At 65.1% G+C, this 16,823-nt stretch carries 17 protein-coding genes and 2 pseudogenes; 10 read left to right on the plus strand and 9 right to left on the minus strand.

Annotated elements, in window-relative coordinates; genetic code table 11:
• From ACUH78_RS17440 to pdxR, 3 genes and pseudogenes are all read right to left on the minus strand, one after another.
• Nucleotides 1-347, minus strand: a pseudogene (locus tag ACUH78_RS17440) (hypothetical protein); the annotation flags it as partial.
• 112 nt (nt 348-459) lie between these two features.
• Nucleotides 460-1,080 carry a tyrosine-type recombinase/integrase gene (locus ACUH78_RS17445; RefSeq protein WP_445334231.1) on the minus strand — a complete coding sequence of 207 codons (621 nt, stop codon included), beginning with the start codon at nt 1,078-1,080 and terminating at the stop codon, nt 460-462.
• A 198-nt stretch (nt 1,081-1,278) separates the two neighbouring features.
• The gene (gene pdxR / locus ACUH78_RS17450; RefSeq protein WP_445334232.1) at nt 1,279-2,775 is read right to left on the minus strand and encodes a MocR-like pyridoxine biosynthesis transcription factor PdxR; all 1,497 of its coding nucleotides are present in this window, start codon (nt 2,773-2,775) and stop codon (nt 1,279-1,281) included.
• Nucleotides 2,776-2,892: 117 nt separating this feature from the next.
• Between pdxR and ACUH78_RS17455 the strand changes: the two genes are divergently transcribed.
• From ACUH78_RS17455 to sugE, 4 genes are all read left to right on the plus strand, one after another.
• Entirely contained in the window at nt 2,893-3,528 is a 636-nt protein-coding gene (locus tag ACUH78_RS17455) for an FMN-binding negative transcriptional regulator (protein WP_445334233.1), read from the plus strand.
• Complete coding sequence (locus tag ACUH78_RS17460; protein ID WP_445334234.1) at nt 3,525-3,914, plus strand: antibiotic biosynthesis monooxygenase family protein; 390 nt, start codon at nt 3,525-3,527, stop codon at nt 3,912-3,914. Before ACUH78_RS17455 ends, ACUH78_RS17460 begins: the two co-directional genes overlap by 4 nt.
• 13 nt (nt 3,915-3,927) lie before the next feature.
• Complete coding sequence (locus tag ACUH78_RS17465; RefSeq protein ID WP_445334235.1) at nt 3,928-4,545, plus strand: LysE family translocator; 618 nt, start codon at nt 3,928-3,930, stop codon at nt 4,543-4,545.
• A 145-nt stretch (nt 4,546-4,690) separates the two neighbouring features.
• Nucleotides 4,691-5,011, plus strand: coding sequence for a quaternary ammonium compound efflux SMR transporter SugE (gene sugE, locus ACUH78_RS17470; RefSeq protein WP_445334236.1), 321 nt, complete (start codon nt 4,691-4,693; stop codon nt 5,009-5,011).
• A gap of 238 nt (nt 5,012-5,249) precedes the next feature.
• Here the strand turns inward: sugE and ACUH78_RS17475 are convergent, their stop codons facing one another.
• Together ACUH78_RS17475 and ACUH78_RS17480 are read right to left on the minus strand one after the other, a co-directional pair.
• Nucleotides 5,250-5,582: a type II toxin-antitoxin system RelE/ParE family toxin gene (locus ACUH78_RS17475; protein WP_445334237.1), complete on the minus strand. Its 333-nt coding sequence runs from the start codon at nt 5,580-5,582 to the stop codon at nt 5,250-5,252.
• Nucleotides 5,579-5,830, minus strand: coding sequence for a ribbon-helix-helix domain-containing protein (locus tag ACUH78_RS17480; RefSeq protein WP_287364437.1), 252 nt, complete (start codon nt 5,828-5,830; stop codon nt 5,579-5,581). Before ACUH78_RS17480 ends, ACUH78_RS17475 begins: the two co-directional genes overlap by 4 nt.
• A gap of 337 nt (nt 5,831-6,167) precedes the next feature.
• On the opposite strand from ACUH78_RS17480, the pseudogene ACUH78_RS17485 reads away from it, so the two are divergent.
• Nucleotides 6,168-6,704: pseudogene (locus tag ACUH78_RS17485) on the plus strand (transposase zinc-binding domain-containing protein); the annotation flags it as partial.
• A gap of 88 nt (nt 6,705-6,792) precedes the next feature.
• Here ACUH78_RS17485 and ACUH78_RS17490 read toward each other — a convergent pair.
• Nucleotides 6,793-7,359, minus strand: coding sequence for a PEP-CTERM sorting domain-containing protein (locus tag ACUH78_RS17490; RefSeq protein WP_445334239.1), 567 nt, complete (start codon nt 7,357-7,359; stop codon nt 6,793-6,795).
• A gap of 639 nt (nt 7,360-7,998) precedes the next feature.
• On the opposite strand from ACUH78_RS17490, the gene ACUH78_RS17495 reads away from it, so the two are divergent.
• Together ACUH78_RS17495 and ACUH78_RS17500 are read left to right on the plus strand one after the other, a co-directional pair.
• Nucleotides 7,999-8,421, plus strand: coding sequence for a GNAT family N-acetyltransferase (locus ACUH78_RS17495; protein ID WP_445334240.1), 423 nt, complete (start codon nt 7,999-8,001; stop codon nt 8,419-8,421).
• A 237-nt stretch (nt 8,422-8,658) separates the two neighbouring features.
• Nucleotides 8,659-9,675, plus strand: a complete 1,017-nt coding sequence (locus ACUH78_RS17500) for a class I SAM-dependent rRNA methyltransferase (protein WP_445334241.1) — start codon at nt 8,659-8,661, stop codon at nt 9,673-9,675.
• 65 nt (nt 9,676-9,740) lie between these two features.
• Here ACUH78_RS17500 and fdhE read toward each other — a convergent pair whose 3' ends face one another.
• The 3 genes from fdhE to ACUH78_RS17515 all read right to left on the minus strand — a co-directional run bounded on the left by fdhE (nt 9,741) and on the right by ACUH78_RS17515 (nt 12,271).
• Nucleotides 9,741-10,649 (minus strand): formate dehydrogenase accessory protein FdhE, encoded by a 909-nt coding sequence (gene fdhE / locus ACUH78_RS17505; protein ID WP_418363765.1) that lies wholly within the window; start codon nt 10,647-10,649, stop codon nt 9,741-9,743.
• A gap of 152 nt (nt 10,650-10,801) precedes the next feature.
• On the minus strand, nt 10,802-11,449 hold the full coding sequence (pdxH, locus tag ACUH78_RS17510; protein ID WP_418363764.1) for a pyridoxamine 5'-phosphate oxidase: 648 nt from the start codon (nt 11,447-11,449) through the stop codon (nt 10,802-10,804).
• Between the two features lie 177 nt (nt 11,450-11,626).
• Complete coding sequence (locus ACUH78_RS17515; protein ID WP_418363763.1) at nt 11,627-12,271, minus strand: class I SAM-dependent methyltransferase; 645 nt, start codon at nt 12,269-12,271, stop codon at nt 11,627-11,629.
• 480 nt (nt 12,272-12,751) lie between these two features.
• On the opposite strand from ACUH78_RS17515, the gene prxU reads away from it, so the two are divergent.
• The 3 genes from prxU to selB all read left to right on the plus strand — a co-directional run bounded on the left by prxU (nt 12,752) and on the right by selB (nt 16,792).
• Nucleotides 12,752-13,357: a thioredoxin-dependent peroxiredoxin gene (prxU, locus tag ACUH78_RS17520; RefSeq protein WP_510497580.1), complete on the plus strand. Its 606-nt coding sequence runs from the start codon at nt 12,752-12,754 to the stop codon at nt 13,355-13,357.
• Between the two features lie 163 nt (nt 13,358-13,520).
• Nucleotides 13,521-14,933, plus strand: a complete 1,413-nt coding sequence (gene selA, locus ACUH78_RS17525; RefSeq protein ID WP_445334242.1) for an L-seryl-tRNA(Sec) selenium transferase — start codon at nt 13,521-13,523, stop codon at nt 14,931-14,933.
• Complete coding sequence (gene selB, locus ACUH78_RS17530; RefSeq protein ID WP_445334243.1) at nt 14,927-16,792, plus strand: selenocysteine-specific translation elongation factor; 1,866 nt, start codon at nt 14,927-14,929, stop codon at nt 16,790-16,792. Before selA ends, selB begins: the two co-directional genes overlap by 7 nt.
• Nucleotides 16,793-16,823 lie beyond the last annotated feature (31 nt).

The raw sequence follows: 16,823 nt of genomic DNA on the forward strand, positions 1-16,823 counted from the left end.
TTTGCGTCGATCGTACGACGACTACGTTGGAAGACGAAATCCGTGGGGCAGCTCACCTTTACCCCGACCCTCGTTCGTAGTTGCGACTTGAGAAGGGTCGAGCCGTCTTCACCGAAATACACAACATCGCACTCAGGGTCGTCGCAAAAGAAATAGCGACCGGAGGTAGGCGACCATTCCCATGCGTCCTTGATGTGGTGCGCAATTGTCCTGGCAGATACTTCTGCGTATTCCAGTCCATTGATTGGACAAGAATGCTTCTTTGGATGGGTTGTGTTGTGCCCTGCTGAGGAACAGCAATCGCTCACATGCGCCTCCTGCAAAGGAAAGATTGGAGCATTATCCACCGTTCCCTACTTGAATCGAAAGGCGGCTTCTGGCCGATAGTACCCCCTCAGCATCACCACGGTAAGCAGCCGCCCGCCTGCAAAAGGCGCTTGGCGGGCAGCCGCGCTGGGCTCAGATCTCAGTCTGCTCGGAGATCTCCAAGGCATCATCGACCTCGATGCCCAAGTACCGCACCGTCGACTCGAGCTTGGAGTGACCCAGCAGGAGCTGAACCGCCCGCAGGTTCTTCGTGCGCTTGTAGATCAAGGTCGCCTTCGTCCTCCGCATGGAGTGCGTACCGTAGGCGGAAGGATCCAGGCCAGCGGCTACCACCCAGTGCTCGACGATCCTCGCATACTGCCGGGTGGAGACATGCGGAGAGTCGTGCAGGCGGCTCGGAAAGAGGAAGTCTTCCGACCTCAAGGCGGCCTTCGCGATCCAGGCGGCCACGGCCGTGCGCGTCGGCTCGGTCAGTTCGAACTGTACAGGCCGCTGCGTTTTCCGCTGCACGACCATGGCGCGTGAGAGCACCTGGTTTCCATGCGTCACGTCGCGGACCCGCAGGCCGACGAGGTCACACCCTCGGAGCTTGCTGTCGATCGCGAGGTTGAACATGGCGAGGTCGCGCACTTCGTGCGCGTTCTGCAGATGAATACGGATGGCCCAGATATCCTTGGGTTTGAGCGGTGCCTTCTGGCCCACCAGCTTCCCCTTGTTCCAGGCTTCCCGATGCGGATGTTCTCGGGTTTCCATGACAGACTCCTTGCTGTTGATCGGAGTCTGATTCTTGAGCCCGTGGCGTCCGTCGGCTATCGGGGAAGATGCCCACAGCGTACTATCGGCCAGGAGCGGCCCCTGAGTCTTGCACGATCTAAGGCCGCTTCATTGTGGAATCGGACATGGAAACGGACACTGAGGGTGGGCGCGCCCCGCCAGCGGCGCCAGTTGATGTCAGAAGCGATCGCTTCCGAGCTCCCGCAGCGCAGCTGCCAGGCGCCGAACACCCTCTTCGATCTGATCTCGCTCCAGCAGCGCGTAACCCATGACCAGACCAGCCGGACGAATTGAAGCATCCGCCCGGCCTGCGGGATGAAAGAACTGGCTGACCGGATACACGCGAACGCCTTTCTGGCGGGCTGCCTCGACCAGGACCGGCTCCTTCTTGGCGGCAAGCGCGCGAAACCACACCACCAGGTGCAGCCCACTGGCAGCTCCCTGGATCTCGACGCGCTCGCCCAAGTGGGAAGTGAGCGCGTGAACGAGTGCTGCCTGTCGTGCATGCTGCAGACGACGGATTCGCCGGACGTGACGGTCATAGCTACCGTCCTCCAGCAGCACCGCCAACGCCCGCTGAATGCCGGTCATCACGTGCCGGTCAGCCAGCCGCTTCGCAGCACAGAACACGTCCACCAGTCGCGGCGGCAGCACCATGTAGCCCAGACGGAGCTGTGGCGACAGTGTCTTCGAGAACGTACCGACGTGGATCACGCAGCCACTGCTATCCAGCGACTGCAGCGTGGGTTCTGGTCGAACCGAATAGCGATATTCGCTGTCGTAGTCGTCCTCGATGATCCAGGCATCCCGTTCGGCAGCCCAGGCCAGGAGCGCACGTCGTCGTCCGATCGGCAGGAATGCCCCGAGCGGGAACTGATGTGTAGGTGTCACGTAGGCCATCTGTGCCCGAGGGACTTGAGCGAGCAGGTCGGTCCGCAGCCCGTGGCCGTCCACCTCGACGGGGAGAAGGCGCGCGCCATAGCTTTCAAAGACGTGGTGCGCCATCCGATAGCCGGGGTTCTCGACGACGACCGGATCGCCGGTACTGATGAGCAGCCGTGCGCAGAGGTCGAGTGCCTGCTGCGAGCCGTTTACGATCAGCAACTGGTCAACCGAGCACGACAAGCCGCGCGACTGACTGAGGTGCGTCTGCAGCGCCTTGCGAAGATCGAGGTTGCCACGCGGGTCTTCGTAAGCCAGGCGCGCGCTTCGCCGACGTTCGACCGCGCGCAGCGCCTTCAGCCAGGGCAAGATCGGGAAGTCGCGTCCGGCCAATGGCCCGTAGACGAAGTCGATTTCATCCGCGGCGGTCGGGACCGGTTCATGCAGTCCCAAGGCGGCCACGCGTGCTCCGATTGCGGACAGCCGCCCGGCAGGGCGATGTCCGCCCCCGTCCTCGGCGCTGATTCGTGCGTCGCGCTCCGGCCGGGCGGCAGGAGCCGCTCCGGCCGCGACTCGGCTGGGGGCACCGGCGCGCGTTTCGATGAAGCCATCGGACGCCAGTTGCTCGTATACGAGCGACACGGTCGTGCGTGAAAGCCCACGCTCGGCCGCGAGCGCCCGCGTCGACGGTAGGGCTGCGCCTGGCCGGTACGTGCCATCTGCGATCCGCGCCCTGATTTCCTCGTAGAGCGCGCGGCTGGAACCCCGTTGTCGGTTCTCATCCCTATCCATCGCTGCAACTGGTCCAGTCAGATAGTCAAGAACTGGCTATTTTATACAGGCAGGCTGCCCTGCATAGTGAGCGCACGCGCCGGGTGTGCCGGCACTTGATCCGGACAGGAGCGCCCCATGTATCTTCCCAAGCAATTCGCCGAGCCGCGGGTTGAGGAACTTCACCGCATCGTTCGAGAGCATTCCCTGGGCATGCTGGTGACGCACACCGCAGCCGGCCTGGAAGCGCACCACCTGCCATTCTTGCTCGACGCACAACAAGGCCCCTGCGGCGTGCTTCAGGCCCATGTTGCGCGGGCAAATCCGGTCTGGAGCGAAGTGAGCGACGGCGCCCCCGTCCTCGTCGTTTTCCGGGGCGTTCAGGGATACATCTCGCCCAACTGGTACCCGGGCAAGCATGAGACCCACCGCCGCGTGCCGACCTGGAACTACGAGGTCGTGCACGCGCACGGGACGATTCATGTCCGGGACGAGGCGAAGTTCGTCCGTGCGGTCGTTGGCCGACTGACGCGCCAGCACGAAGCGAACCAGCCTGAACCGTGGAAGATGAGTGATGCGCCGCCGGACTTCATGGCGGAACAGCTGAGCCAGATCGTCGGAATCGAGGTCCGTCTCACTCGGCTGGACGGCAAGCGCAAACTCAGCCAGCATCATCAGGCCCGCGATCGGGAAGGTGCCATTCGCGGCCTGGAAGAGCAGGGAAATCTCGGCCTCGCGCAGGCGATGCAAGAAACAACGACGCAATCGGCATGACGATGGAACAAACCGACTTGTATACCGCCACGTTCACGTTCGCCAAGGGCGAGTACGACGACGAGTTTCACCAGCTGGATCAAGCCATCGCTGAGGTTGCGAAGGCGATCCCTGGGTACTTGGGCGAAGAGGCATGGGAGAACCCTGCGTCCGGGCTGATCTCGACCGTCTACTACTGGCGCTCGCTCGAAGCGCTCCAGCAGCTCATCGATCACCCGATGCACCTTGCCGCGAAGCAGAAGCAAGCGAAGTGGATAAACGGGTACCACATCGTTGTCGGCCGGGTTATCAGGTCGTACGGCGATGGCCGCACCCCGCATCCGCTCTCATCCGAGCCGCGCATGACCGGCGAGGCCTTTGGCACCAACGGTAACCCACAACCCTGAGCCGGTCCACTCCATGTCGCTTCTCGCCTTCATCTTCGCGGCGTTGGTCCTGGCGATCACCCCTGGCCCTGGCATTGCGTATGTCGTGGCCCGAACCGTTGCCGGCGGTCGCGCCGAAGGCTTGGCCTCCTGTCTGGGAACCGGCCTCGGTGGCCTCGTTCATGTGGCAGCGGCCGCCTTGGGCCTGTCGCTGCTCATCGCCCAATCGGCCTTGGCGTTCAACCTGGTCAAGTACCTTGGGGCCGCGTACCTGGTCTATCTGGGCATTCGCATGCTGACGCACAAGGAGCCGTCCGTCGCGGCAGGACAGGTCCGCGCCCAAGGCGCTCGCCGCGCCTTCATGGAGGGCATCATGGTCGAGGCCATGAACGTCAAGACCGCGCTCTTCTTTCTCGCCTTTCTCCCCCAATTCACCACGTCGGACGCTTCGCTGGCTCCGCAGCTTGCCCTGCTGGGGAGCATCTGCGTGGCACTGAACACCTTCGTCGACGTTCTGGCGGTATTCGGTGCCGATCGCCTGTTGCAGTCGAACGCCGCGCGGGTGACCCGGGCGCGGCTTCTGACCCGTGTATCCGGCTGCACGATGATGACGCTCGGCGTTTGCCTGGCGCTGGCTCGCCGCGAGTCATGAAGACGCACATGGCACACCATGCGGCGGCGAGTCTCAGAGCCGCAATCTTCGTTTCCCTCCGTCATGCGGGCGGTGGGCGGAAGCAGGGACGACTTTGCTTCGCGTACTTCATCGGGGACGGCCCCCAAAACGATTGGGAAACCTGATGAACTGGATCGCTCTATTCGTCGCCGGCCTGCTTGAAGTCGTGTGGGCCGTTGGGCTCAAGTACACCGCAGGCTTCACGCGCTTCTGGCCCTCTGTGGGCACGGCCTTGGCCTTCCTGTCAAGCATTGGGCTGCTCGGCTGGGCAATGCGAGACCTCCCCGTGGGCACAGCCTATGCGGTGTGGGTCGGCATTGGCGCGGTGGGCACCGCCATTGTGGGCATGGCGCTGTTGGGCGAGCCCGTGTCCCTCCCCCGATTGATCAGCCTTGGCTTGGTCATCGCCGGCATCATCGGCCTGAAGATGTCATCCCTGGCGTGATCGCGATCGCTGTCGACGTCCGCTCTCGGTCCTCACTGCTGCGATCCCTGAGTCTGGGGCGAGCGTCGGCAACGGGTCGGGCCCGGCCCGTCAGAGGCGGAGAGACCTGCCGTTCGAGCGAAGTTGTGAGCGCGTCCCACGTCTCAACGAGGCGAAGTTCCAGCCAAATGCAGCTGTTGGCATGGAGCTCCGGTAAGCGGGCTGTCACAACTCGCACATGGTGTGCCAGGCGGCTGCGTCAGACGAAGCCCTCCTGGTCCTGCATCCAGGAGGGAATGTCGCGCTGGCCATGAAGTACGCGCCAGACATCGATGTGATCCGGGCGTTCAACGTAGAAAACGAGGTAGGGGTAGCCAGAAAGCAGCCAGGAGCGAAGACCCGGAAGGTCCAATTCATGCCCAAAGCGAGGCGAACCCGTGCCAGGATGGCGGGCGATGTGGGTATAGGCCTGTTCTAGTGCGTCGATGAAGCCGAGCGCAACCGATGAGGAAGCCTCTTCGAGGTAGTAGGCTAACGCGTCGTCGACGTCCTGGCTGGCCTGCTCACGCGGAACGACGGACTTGACCTTCACCCGCGAGAAACCGGTTTGCCCGCCCGGCGTACCCGGTCACGCAGACCTTCGAAGTAAGTGGCATTTGCCGGTGACGCCGACGCAGTGGCAGCCCCGGCCAGCAGCACTCCACGCAACCGCTGACGATCCTGGTCCTTGCGAATCAATTCGCGCACGTACTCGCTACTGGTGCCGTAACCCCGTTCGCTCACCTGCTCGTCGACGAAGGATTTCAGGCTGTTGGGCAAGGAAATGTTCATCGTGCTCATGGACGCAGGTTAGTCCGCTTGGCAAAAATTGGCAAGAACGCACGTCGACCAGACTGCACGTCCGTCTTCGTCCAGTCACTCACGCCAGACGACCCCTCCCTGCCGTGCCGATGACTGAAACGGCTCGGGTGGAGACAGCCACAGTCGACTCGCAGCGCCCCCACACAGATCGGGGTATGGAAGTCTCAGTCCGGCCAGGTGCGGACGTCGACAGTCAACGGAAAGTGCTTCGCTGAACGGCACGTCTTGGATCACGAAGTCGCCCTTCACAATCTGTAGTCGTGATTGCGTCGGTAGCTATGGGCAGTGTGTGGCCGATCACCCGATCCGGACGCCAATGCCTGCCACCGGCGCCTGTGCCTCACCGTGCAGTGCCGTCTACCGCCGTCGCAAACTCGAACGCACGCTGCTCTATCGCACCGTGCAGACGCATCTTGCCACCTGGCTGGCGCTTCAGGATGACGGCGCCGGGGAGACCGCACCGGCGGTAACCGGGCGGGAATTCCGCTGCCACCTCAAATGCAGCATCCTGGCCCACGGCTTTGCGCGGGCGCGCTGGGACGACTGCGGGCACGACTTCCTGGTTGCCTACTCCTGCAAGGGACGTAATGTCTGTCCGTCCTGCAACACCCGACGCATGGTCGAGACCGCCGCCGATCTGGCCGACCATGTCATCCCGCGCCTGTCGGTGCGCCAATGGGCACTCTTCGTGCCCAAGCGGCTACGCTATCACCTGGAGCGTGACCCTGCCATCCAGAACGCGGCGCTGCGCATCTTCCTGAATCCTATCCAGAAAACCCTGCGGCGGTGCAGTCCGGGCGCCAGTGCCGCGTCGCAAATCGACGCGGTGGTTTTCATCCGCCGATTCGGGGCGCTGCATCCATGACGCCAGCCGTCCTGACCGGTTCGGGAGCACTGGTGGTGCCGAAAACGAAAAACCCGCCGAAGCGGGTTCTCGATGCTTAAGCTGACTTACGCCGCCTTAAGCCCAGGGCAGCGAGACCCAAAGACAGTAGCGCCACGGTGCCGGGTTCGGGGACACTAGTGCCCGTGCTTGCGAACGATACACTACCGGTGTAACCCACGAATTCAGCTTGATTACCCGTTGTGTCGCTATATCCGATCGACTCCCCTGGCGAAACGAAGCAGCCGTTATCGCCACCAAGACCGCCGGCCAAACACCACCAATCAGAATTAGAGTCGCTCCAGAAACCAAAGATACCGCTGGCATCGAAATCAAAGAACAAGTCGGTTGCGGTTGCAGTTACGAGTGACGCATTTCCAAAAGTGCTTGCCCCGAAATTTGAACTGGTCGCGACGCCGCCATTGATGGCAGGTGAAAAAATGCTAAGGCTCCAATCGGTGATATTCGAAAAGCTCAATGCTCCGATCGTATCGTCTGTCTCGATGAAGCCGGTAACCGACCCTGCGCCGATAGTGCGATTGACGTTATAAACAGTTGCCGCGTTGGCAAACGGTATCGTTCCCATTGCGACAACCGCAAGCGCCGCCACTAGACATTTTTTCATTGCGTTGCCCCTTGTTGATGAGAGTACGTGTTGATGTAGTTGTTTTTGAGCGAAGACTACCACCTATAAGCAATAACCATGCCGTATTTACTAAACATATGATTTTCTTCTAAAAGATTCTGCTGCTCAAAATGCAATGGGGCGTTAGGCGGCTAGGCTGTAAAGATTTCCGACACGATCCCCTGCGGTGACTTTCCGCAACAATGCCGCCGCTCAATCGGCGCAGGCTAGCCGGCAACTGAGGTTGAGAGCTTTGAATTAAAGGTCAATCAAATGAATCAAAGGCGAATGAAAGGGGCCAGGATCGAATTTAATTGGCATAGATTCTGTAGTTCCGTAGAAATCGGCGCTGGCGGCACGGCGATTCAGGCGCCGCTTGCCGGTACTTACAGGGGCAGCCAAGCGAACAAAGCCGCCTTATGTCTTCGGCATTGGCCACTTCCGCAACGGGTCGGTAGTTCCAGTTGGCAGGATGGTTAAGCTGTTGTTCGCCGTCGCGTGACGCTCGAACTGCAGGGTGACCAACACATCGCTGCTGAGTGCCCCTTCGAGCTATCGGCAGTTGAGGTCGAAAAGTCATCCGGCATTCCGATGTTATGCGGCAGAACTGTTACCCCAGAATAAAGTAAGGCGTCTCACATGAGGCACAGCGAAATGTCATTGACCATATCTTTGAACGACTCTCTCGATGACATTGAGGTTGTCGAGCTCTACAAAGCAAACGCTTGGTCCTCTGCTGAGAAGCCACGCCAGCTTCTTGCGGCACTTCGGAACTCCCATGCGCTGGTTACCGCTCGAGTGGGAGGCCGCTTAGTCGGTCTAGGAAATGCTATCTCGGACGGCCACCTGGTTGTGTACTTCCCCCACATGCTTGTGCACCCCGAGTTTCAACGCCAAGGCGTCGGACGAGCGATGATGGGCACTCTCATGGAGAAGTACGAGGGGTTCCATCAGAAGATGCTTACTGCGGATGGAGAGGCCGTGGAGTTCTACAAGTCGATGGGGTTCGAGCGAGCGGGCAGAACAGAGCCAATGTGGGTGTACGCGGGCAATGAACACTGAGCTTCGCGAACCGAAGATGACGCCTAGCCCTTCCTTCGAGCGAACGCCTTACGGCGCTGCTCGGAATGCTGACGCCGAGAGTGCAGAGGACAGTTGTGTGGGACCGGTGATTGTTCATGTGCACCGCTGCGCAGAAGGCGCTGCACGGGCAGGGCGGCCGGATTGCGGCGCACCCTTCCAAGGATGCGCATCCGGCGCGCAGTCGGGCATACTGGCGCGCCCTGCGCTGGAACCGCCATGTCCTCCTCCATCACCGACCTGCTCTCGGCCGCGCTTGCCGCCCGAGCGCCCCTGATTGAACAGCTGGCTGCCGAGCAGACCGATGCCTATCGTCTTTTTCACGGCACCGTCGAAGGTGCGCCCGGGATCACGGTCGACCGCTATGGCTCGGTGCTGCTGGTGCAGACCTTCCATCGGCCGCTGACGGCCGAGCAATTGGCCGCGCTGGAGGCCTTCTACGGTGGTGCCCTGCCGGGCCTGCCCTTGGTCTGGAATGACCGCAGCGGAAAGAACTCCCGCATCGCCAACGCCCTTTCGCCGGAGCAGCAGGCTCTGGCCGAGCAACTTTCGGAGTTCTCCGAGCTCGGCGTGCGCTACTGTTTCCAGGCCCGGCATGCGGGGCAGGATCCGTGGCTGTTCCTCGATCTGCGTGCGGCGCGCCGGCGGGTGATGCAGGAGGCGGAGGGCAAGTCCCTGCTCAATGTGTTCGCCTACACCTGTGGCGTCGGTGTCGCGGCGGCCAAGGCGGGCGCGCGTCATGTGGTGAATGTGGATTTTGCCGAGTCGAGCCTCGCGGTCGGCAAGGACAATGCCCGCCTCAACGAGCTACCGATCCGTGTGCGCTTCATCAAGTCGGATGCCTTCGCCGCCCTGCGTCAGTACGCGGGCATCGGTCAGCCGAAGGTGGTGCGCGGCAAGCATCTGCCGCCCTTTCCCGAGCTGGCGCCGCACCGCTTCGATCTCGTCTTCCTCGATCCGCCGCGCTACGCCAAGAGCCCCTTCGGCGTGGTCGACCTGGTGCATGACTACGCCGCGCTGTTCAAGCCGGCGCTGCTTGCCACCGAGGAGGGCGGTACGCTGATCTGCTGCAACAACGTCGCGCGTGTGCGGCGCGAGGATTGGCTGGACCAGCTCGACCGCAGCGCCCGCAAGGCGGGGCGCCCCCTGCGCGAGGCGGAATGGATCGCCCCGGAAGCGGATTTTCCCAGTCGCGACGACAATCCGCCGCTGAAGGTGTTGCTGCTGCGCGTTTAAGCGTCAGGCGCCCGTGCAACCGGGCGCCCGTGCAACCGGGCGCCTGCGCAGCCCCGCTTGCCGTCTTACTCTCCGGCGCCGATGAGCAGGTAGTTCGGGCCGCTGCGCACGAAACCGGCGTCGTCCACCAGCATGTCCAGCGCCACCGAGGCCAGGTCGTCGGCGATCGGGTCGACCCGCACGTTCGGGCCCTGGACGATGAGCTTCATGTAGCTCTCGCAGGCGCCGCAGGATTCGGCACGCGCGATGCCGTCGTCGCCATCGATCTCGTGCAGCGTGACCTTCTCGCGGTCGCCGCAGGTGACGCAGGTGGCGTGCGGAACCTCCCATTCGGTGTTGCACAGGGTGCAGTGCACATAGCGCAGGCCGGCGGTGGGGCCTTCGCTGCGGATCACACTCACGACGGGGTGGCTGCCGCACACCGGGCAGGTGCTGTGCGCCTCCATGCGCGGCAAGGCCGTGGCGTCGAGCTTGCTGGCGACCGCGGTGAACACCACCTGCATCGCGGCAGCGATGTAGGGCAGGCGGTCCATGTCGGCGCGCTCGGGTTCGCCATTGAGCAGTTTCTCGGCCAGCTTGTCGAGCTCTTCCGCGCTGGTGAGCAGGAGCGCGTCGAGGGTTTCCCGGGCGCCGACGGGCGCGTTCTCGAGCAGATCGCCGACGATGCTGCGCAGGATGTCGTGCCAGACGATCGGGCGCTGGAACGAGGCGACGCTGACCGGTGGCATGCGGTGCTTGCGCGCCAGCTCGAGGGTTTCCGTTGCGGGGGGTGCAAGGTCGGGCTCCGCGGCCTTCAGTGCCTTGTCCTGGGCGCGCGAAAGCCGGCCGAGGAAGGCGAGCCATTCGCCCAGGCCGTGGTGCAGCGCCAGTGCGTCGAAACGTTCTGCGCGCGTGAGGAAGATGCTCTCGGGATCGGGGAGGATGATCGCAGGGGCTTCGCCCGCGGTGTGTTGCGCGGTGGTCGGGGTGTTCATGGTTGCTCGCGGATGAAAAACGGCCTCAATGATCGGTGCAGTGTTCTACCGAAGGCAAGGGAAAAGGCAACGCCGCGCGTCCGCGCGTCCCAGAGTGGTGGTGGAGGCTTGGCCTGCCCGTGGCGGTGGCAGGTTCAGGGCTTCGCCTGCAGTCAGGGCGCCAGCCGCTCTCGGGCCCAACTGCCATCGGTCTGCAGACGGTAGGCGATGCGGTCGTGCAGGCGTGACGTACGGCCCTGCCAGAACTCCCAGTAGTCCGGCACCAGGCGGTAGCCGCCCCAGTGCGGCGGCCGGGGCGGGTTGAGGCCAAATTTGAGGCCGTATTCCGCGGCGCGCGACACGATCAGCGTGCGCCCGGCGATGGCCTCGCTCTGCGGCGAGGCCCAGGCGCCGATGCGGTGTGCGAGCGGGCGGCTGGCGAAATACTCGTCGGACTCGGTCGCGGATACCTTTTCCACCCGGCCTTCGATGCGCACTACGCGCTCCATCTCCACCCAGTGAAACTGCAGTGCGGCAAAGGGGCGGGCTTCGAGTTCGCGGCCCTTGCGGCTGTGGTAGTTCGAATACCAGACGATGCCGCGCGCGTCGTAGCCCTTGATCAGTACCGGGCGCGTCGAGGGGCGGCCATCCTTGCCGACCGTGGCCACCGTCATCGCATTGGGCTCGGGCAGCCCGCGCTCCAACGCTTGCGCGAGCCAACTCGCGAACTGCTGCAGCGGTTCGCTGGCCGAGTCGTGCTCTTCCAGCGTGCCTTGCTCATAGCTCTTGCGCAGGTCCGATAGCGGGGTGTGCTTGCTCATGATGTCTTCCAGTCGCGTTCGTATTGCGGCCCGAGGCCTCATCCTTGATTGGCGAGCAAGCCTAGCACGCTCGGCCCGGCTCGCCGTCACGCCTTCGACATCACGACGATCACCGCCACCAGCACGCCTCCGCACAGCGCGACCAGAAGTGGCTGTCCATCGGGGGCGTCCTCGCGCTCAGGCTGCTGCGTCGTCCCGGGTGGCGGCGACCACGAGGAAGGCGCCCGTCCCGCGCCCGGGCCGCAGGGCCTCGATGTGCGTGATCCCGGCAAGCGGCTGGCTTAGCGTCTGCCCCCAGCCTTCGATGTGAAAACCCGCTGCGCGCAGCAGGTCCTCGACCTCGGCGGCCGAGTAGAAGCTGGCGTCGCGGTAGAACACACTCTCGTGCTGGTGCGCGAGATAGTCCTGGCCGATGGGGCTGTTGCGATCGATGAAGCCGATCACGATGCGACCGCCGCAGGTGAGCACCCGATGCGCTTCGGCGAGCATCTTCGCCGGCGAGTCGACGAAGCACAGCGTGGTCACGATCAGCACGTGATCGAAGCTCGCCGCGCAGAAAGGCAGGGCCTCGGCGCAAGCGGCCACCACCTCGATGCCCCGCGCCCGCGCACGCGCGAGCATCGCCATCGACGGGTCGATACCGGTCGCCACCCCGAGCGGCGCGGCGAAGCGCGCGCTGCCCACGCCGATCTCCAGCCCGCGGCCCTCGATCGGCACGAAGGCGCGCAGCGCGAGCAGCTCGGACTCGTAGGCCGCGAGGTGGCGCTCGAACCAGTCCTCGTAGCGTTCGCCATGAGTGTCGAAGGGTTCGGTCCGGGGCATGGTCCGTGTTCCGTGGGGCGTTCTGCGGACGCGTTCAGGCGTCGCGGGGAATGCGGCGCAAGTCCCGCGCCCGCATGCCGCGCTGGCGGGACGTGACCGTGGAATGGGGGTTTTCATGCTGCGGCACTGTGCGCATCCGTATTTCTGGCAGGCATTATCGGCTGCATGGCAGAGAGTGGCGCAAAATGGCAGCTTTCGGTCGATTTTTCTGCCATTTTCCGGCCTGATTGCGATTGACCCAGGGCCGGTCCGGGCATAGCCTTATCAGTGGTAGCTTATTGACTACCGTCTCAACCGCATGTCGCGGCCGGACCTTTCACGATGCAGCACGAAGGTTCGATCGAGCCTCGGCATGGCATGGAGGTGCATATGGAAGAGCAAAGCGCTTCGTGCGCACGAGTATCGGGTTCGGTACCCGATGCGCCTGTCGAAACAGGGCCGGCTCCAGCGGAGTCTGCCAGTCAGAAGGAGGTGCCTTCAATGGTCGCTCGCGTCGGGCAGAAAGCCCCTGATTTCGCGGCGCCCGCTTACTACCGGGGTGGCTTCACCAGCGTGAAGCTCTCGGACTATGCCGGTAAGTGGGTGATGCTGTGTTTCTACCCTGGTGACTTCACGTTCGTCTGAGCAACAGAAGTGTCTGCGGTCGCAGCGCAATATGATGCTCTTCAGGCATTGGGTGTAGAAGTATTCTCGGTCAGCGTGGACAGCCATTTCGTCCACAAGATCTGGAACGACGAGGAGCTGTCGAAGATGGTCGACGGCGGCGTGCGTTTCCACATGCTGTCCGATCAGGCAGGCAACATCGGGCGCGCTTACGGCGTCTATGACGACGCGCAGGGCATCGAGCTGCGTGGCCGCTTCATCATCGACCCAGATGGTGTGGTCCAGGCCATGGAAGTGATGACCCCGCCCGTGGGCCGCAAGCTCGCGGAAACCGTGCGTCAGGTGCAGGCCTTCCAGCACGTGCGGGCAACCGGCGGCGCGGAAGCAACGCCGGCCGGCTGGGAGCCGGGCAAGCCGACGCTGAAGCCGGGTCCCGACCTGGTCGGCAAGGTGTGGAAGGTGTGGAATCCGTCGATGGAGTGATCCATCCCGGCCTCGCCGTTCGGAGCACCCGAGGACCCCGCCCCAGAGGCGGGGTTTCCGCTTCTGCACCCGGGCGGATGCTGCACAAGCTTGTCTTTCATCGACCGACGGTTTTTATGCCGGTCTTTCGTTGCTAGCACCTCGCTGATCGTTCATTCGAATCATGACTACAGCCTCCCTCGCTTCCCTTCCGTCCGTCGATCGCCTGCTGGCCGAGCCCGCCCTCGTCGAGCAGGCCCAGGCCCATGGCCGCCACGTCGTCACCGATGCCATCCGCACCGAGCTCGCCAGCGTGCGCGAGGCCATCCGCGCCGGCGCCGCGCTTCCGGCTGCCGGGGCGCTGCGCGATGGCGTCCTGCGTCGCATCGAGGCCGCCAGCCTGCCCAGGCTGCGGCGGGTGTTCAACCTCACCGGCACCGTGCTGCACACCAACCTGGGCCGCGCCACCCTGCCCGAAGAGGCGATCGCCGCCATCGTCGACGCCGCGCGCCACCCCTGCGCGCTCGAGTACGACCTGGCCTCCGGCGGACGCGGCGACCGGGACGGTCTGGTCGAGGAACTCCTCATCGAGCTCACCGGCGCCGAGGCTGCGACCGTGGTCAACAACAATGCCGCGGCGGTGTTCCTGCTCCTCAATACGCTCGCGCAGCGCAAGGAGGCGATCGTGTCGCGCGGCGAGCTGGTGGAAATCGGCGGCGCCTTCCGTGTCCCCGACATCATGAAGCGCGCCGGCGCGAAACTGGTCGAGGTGGGCTGCACCAACCGCTGCCATGCACGCGACTTCGAGGAAGCCATCGGCCCGCGTACCGCGATGCTGATGAAGGTGCACACCAGCAACTATTCGATCGAGGGCTTCACCAAGGAGGTGCCGCGCACCGAGCTCGCCGCGATCGCGCACGGCCACGGCCTGCCCTTCGTCGAGGATCTCGGCTCGGGCACGCTCACCGGGCTCGAGGCCTGGGGCCTGCCGCACGAGCCCACGCCGCGCGAGGCGATCGCGGCCGGGGCGGACCTGGTCACCTTCTCCGGGGACAAGCTGCTCGGTGGCCCGCAGGCCGGCATCCTGGTCGGCCGGCGCGAGCTGATCGCGAAGATCAAGAAGAACCCGCTCAAGCGCGTGCTGCGTGTGGGCAAGATCACCCTCGCCGGGCTGGAGGCGGTGCTGCGCCTGTATCGCGACCCCGACCGCCTGGCGGAGCGGCTCGAGAGCCTGCGTCTGCTCACCCGCGCGCAAGGCGAGATCCTCGCCCAGGCCGAGCGCCTGCAGCCCGCGTTTGCGGGCGCGCTCGCCGCCTGGCCGCTCACCGTCACGGTCGAGCCGATGCGCTCGCAGATCGGCTCGGGCAGTCTGCCCGTGGACCGGCTGCCGTCGGCCGGCCTGGTATGCCGGCCGCAACGCAAGGGCGGCACGCTGAACCGGCTCGAGAAGGCGCTGCGCAGCCTGCCGGTGCCGGTCGTCGGACGCATCGCCGACAACGCGCTGTGGCTGGACCTGCGCTGCCTGCGTGCGGAGGATGAGGCGGCCTTCGCCGATCAACTCGCGCGCCTTGGCGGCGGAGGTACGCGCGCATGCTGATCGGTACCGCAGGCCACATCGACCACGGCAAGACCACGCTGCTGCGCGCGCTTACGGGCATCGACACCACCCACCTGCCCGAGGAGAAGGCGCGCGGCATCACCATCGAGCTCGGCTACGCGTTCGCGCCGCTGGACGAGGCGGCGGGGGTGGATGCGGCGCGCACGCTCGCCTTCATCGACGTGCCCGGCCATGAACGCTTCATCCCCACCATGCTGATGGGCGCGAGCGGCATCGACTTCGCGCTGCTCGTGGTGGCGGCCGACGACGGGGTGATGCCGCAGACGCGTGAACATCTGGCGATCCTGCACCTGCTCGGCATCGCGCGCGGCGCGGTGGCGCTGACCAAGTGCGATCGTGTGCCGCCTGCGCGCGTCGCCGAGGTCGATGCCGACATCGCGGCGCTGCTCGCCCCGACTTCGCTCGCGGGCAGCCCCGTGTTCGCGGTGTCGGCGCTGAGCGGCGAGGGCATCGAACCCTTGCGCGAGCACCTCCGCGCGGTGGCGCGCGAGGAGTCGATGCAGCCGGCCGATGCCGGATTCCGTCTCGTGGTGGACCGCCGCTTCGCGCTCGCTGGCGCAGGCACGATCGTCACCGGTACCGTGCATGCAGGCACGGTGCGCAGCGGCGACACGGTGCTGCTGGCGCGTGCGGATGGGCTGCGTCGCGCGCTGCGCGTGCGTGGGCTGCGCGTCAATGGCCGCATCTCGGAGTCTGGCTCGCAGGGCAGCCGCTGCGCGGTCAATCTGGCCGGCATCGACTACGGCGAGGTCGAGCGCGGCGACTGGCTGCTCACGCCGCAGGCTGCCCGCGCCACCGATCGCATCGACCTGCGCCTGCAGCTGCTCCCCGATGCGCCGCGCAAGCTCGGCCAGTGGTCCAGCGTGACACTGCACCATGCCGGCGGACACGCCATGGCGCGGCTGGCGCTGCTGGATGAGGCGCTCGAGGCCGGCGGGCTCGCGCCGGGGGCGAGCGGCCTGGTGCAGGCGGTGTGCGACCGGCCGCTGTTCGCCTGCTGCGGCGACCGCATCGTGATCCGGGACGCAGCGGGCAGTAATACCCTGGGCGGGGGCAGGGTGCTCGACCCCTTTCCGCCGGCGCGCCACCGTCGCCGCCCCGAGCGTCTCGCCATGCTGGCGGTGCTCGAGACCCCCGAGCCCGCAGCCCGGCTCGTGGCGCTGCTCGAGTGCGCACCCCTCGGTCTCGACCCCGAGGAACTCGCGATCGCACACAACCTGCCGGGTGCGCGCATCCGCGAACTGCTGCCCGATGCCCGCCATGTGGCGACGAAGGCCGGCGGACGCATCTTCTCGCACGCGGCATGGGGGGCGCTCGGCGAGAGCGTGCTTGCGCGCCTGGCCGCGCACCACGAACACTTCGCCGACGAGCCCGGGGTGGAGCGCGAGCGCCTGCGGCGGATGTGCGCGCCGCAGCTGCCGTCCGCGGTGTTCCTCTCCCGCCTGGAGGCGCTGCTCGACGACGGGCGGCTCGTGCGCATGGGCTCGTACTGGCACATGCCCACGCACACCGTCGAGCTCGGCACCGCGGACCGCGAGCGCGCCGATGCGATGCTGGCGCACCTGCTGGCGGGCGAATACGACCCGCCCTGGGTGCGTGATCTCGCCGCCCTGTGCGCGCTCGAGGAGGGCGCCACGCGCAGCCTGTTGCGCCGCGTGGCGATGCGGGGCGAGATCTTCCAGGTGGTGCGCGACCTGTTCTATCCGTGCGTGACGGTGGCGCGGCTGAGTGCGATCGCGACCGAGCTCGCTGCGGCCAACGAGGGGCGCATCCGCGCGGCGGACTTCCGCGACCGCATCGGGGGCGGGCGCAAGGTAACCGTCCGAGCAACCCCGTAGTTCCCGATCAGAGCTGAATCATCGATCGTTG

Source organism: Thauera sp. ZXT1-4 (assembly GCF_052598215.2).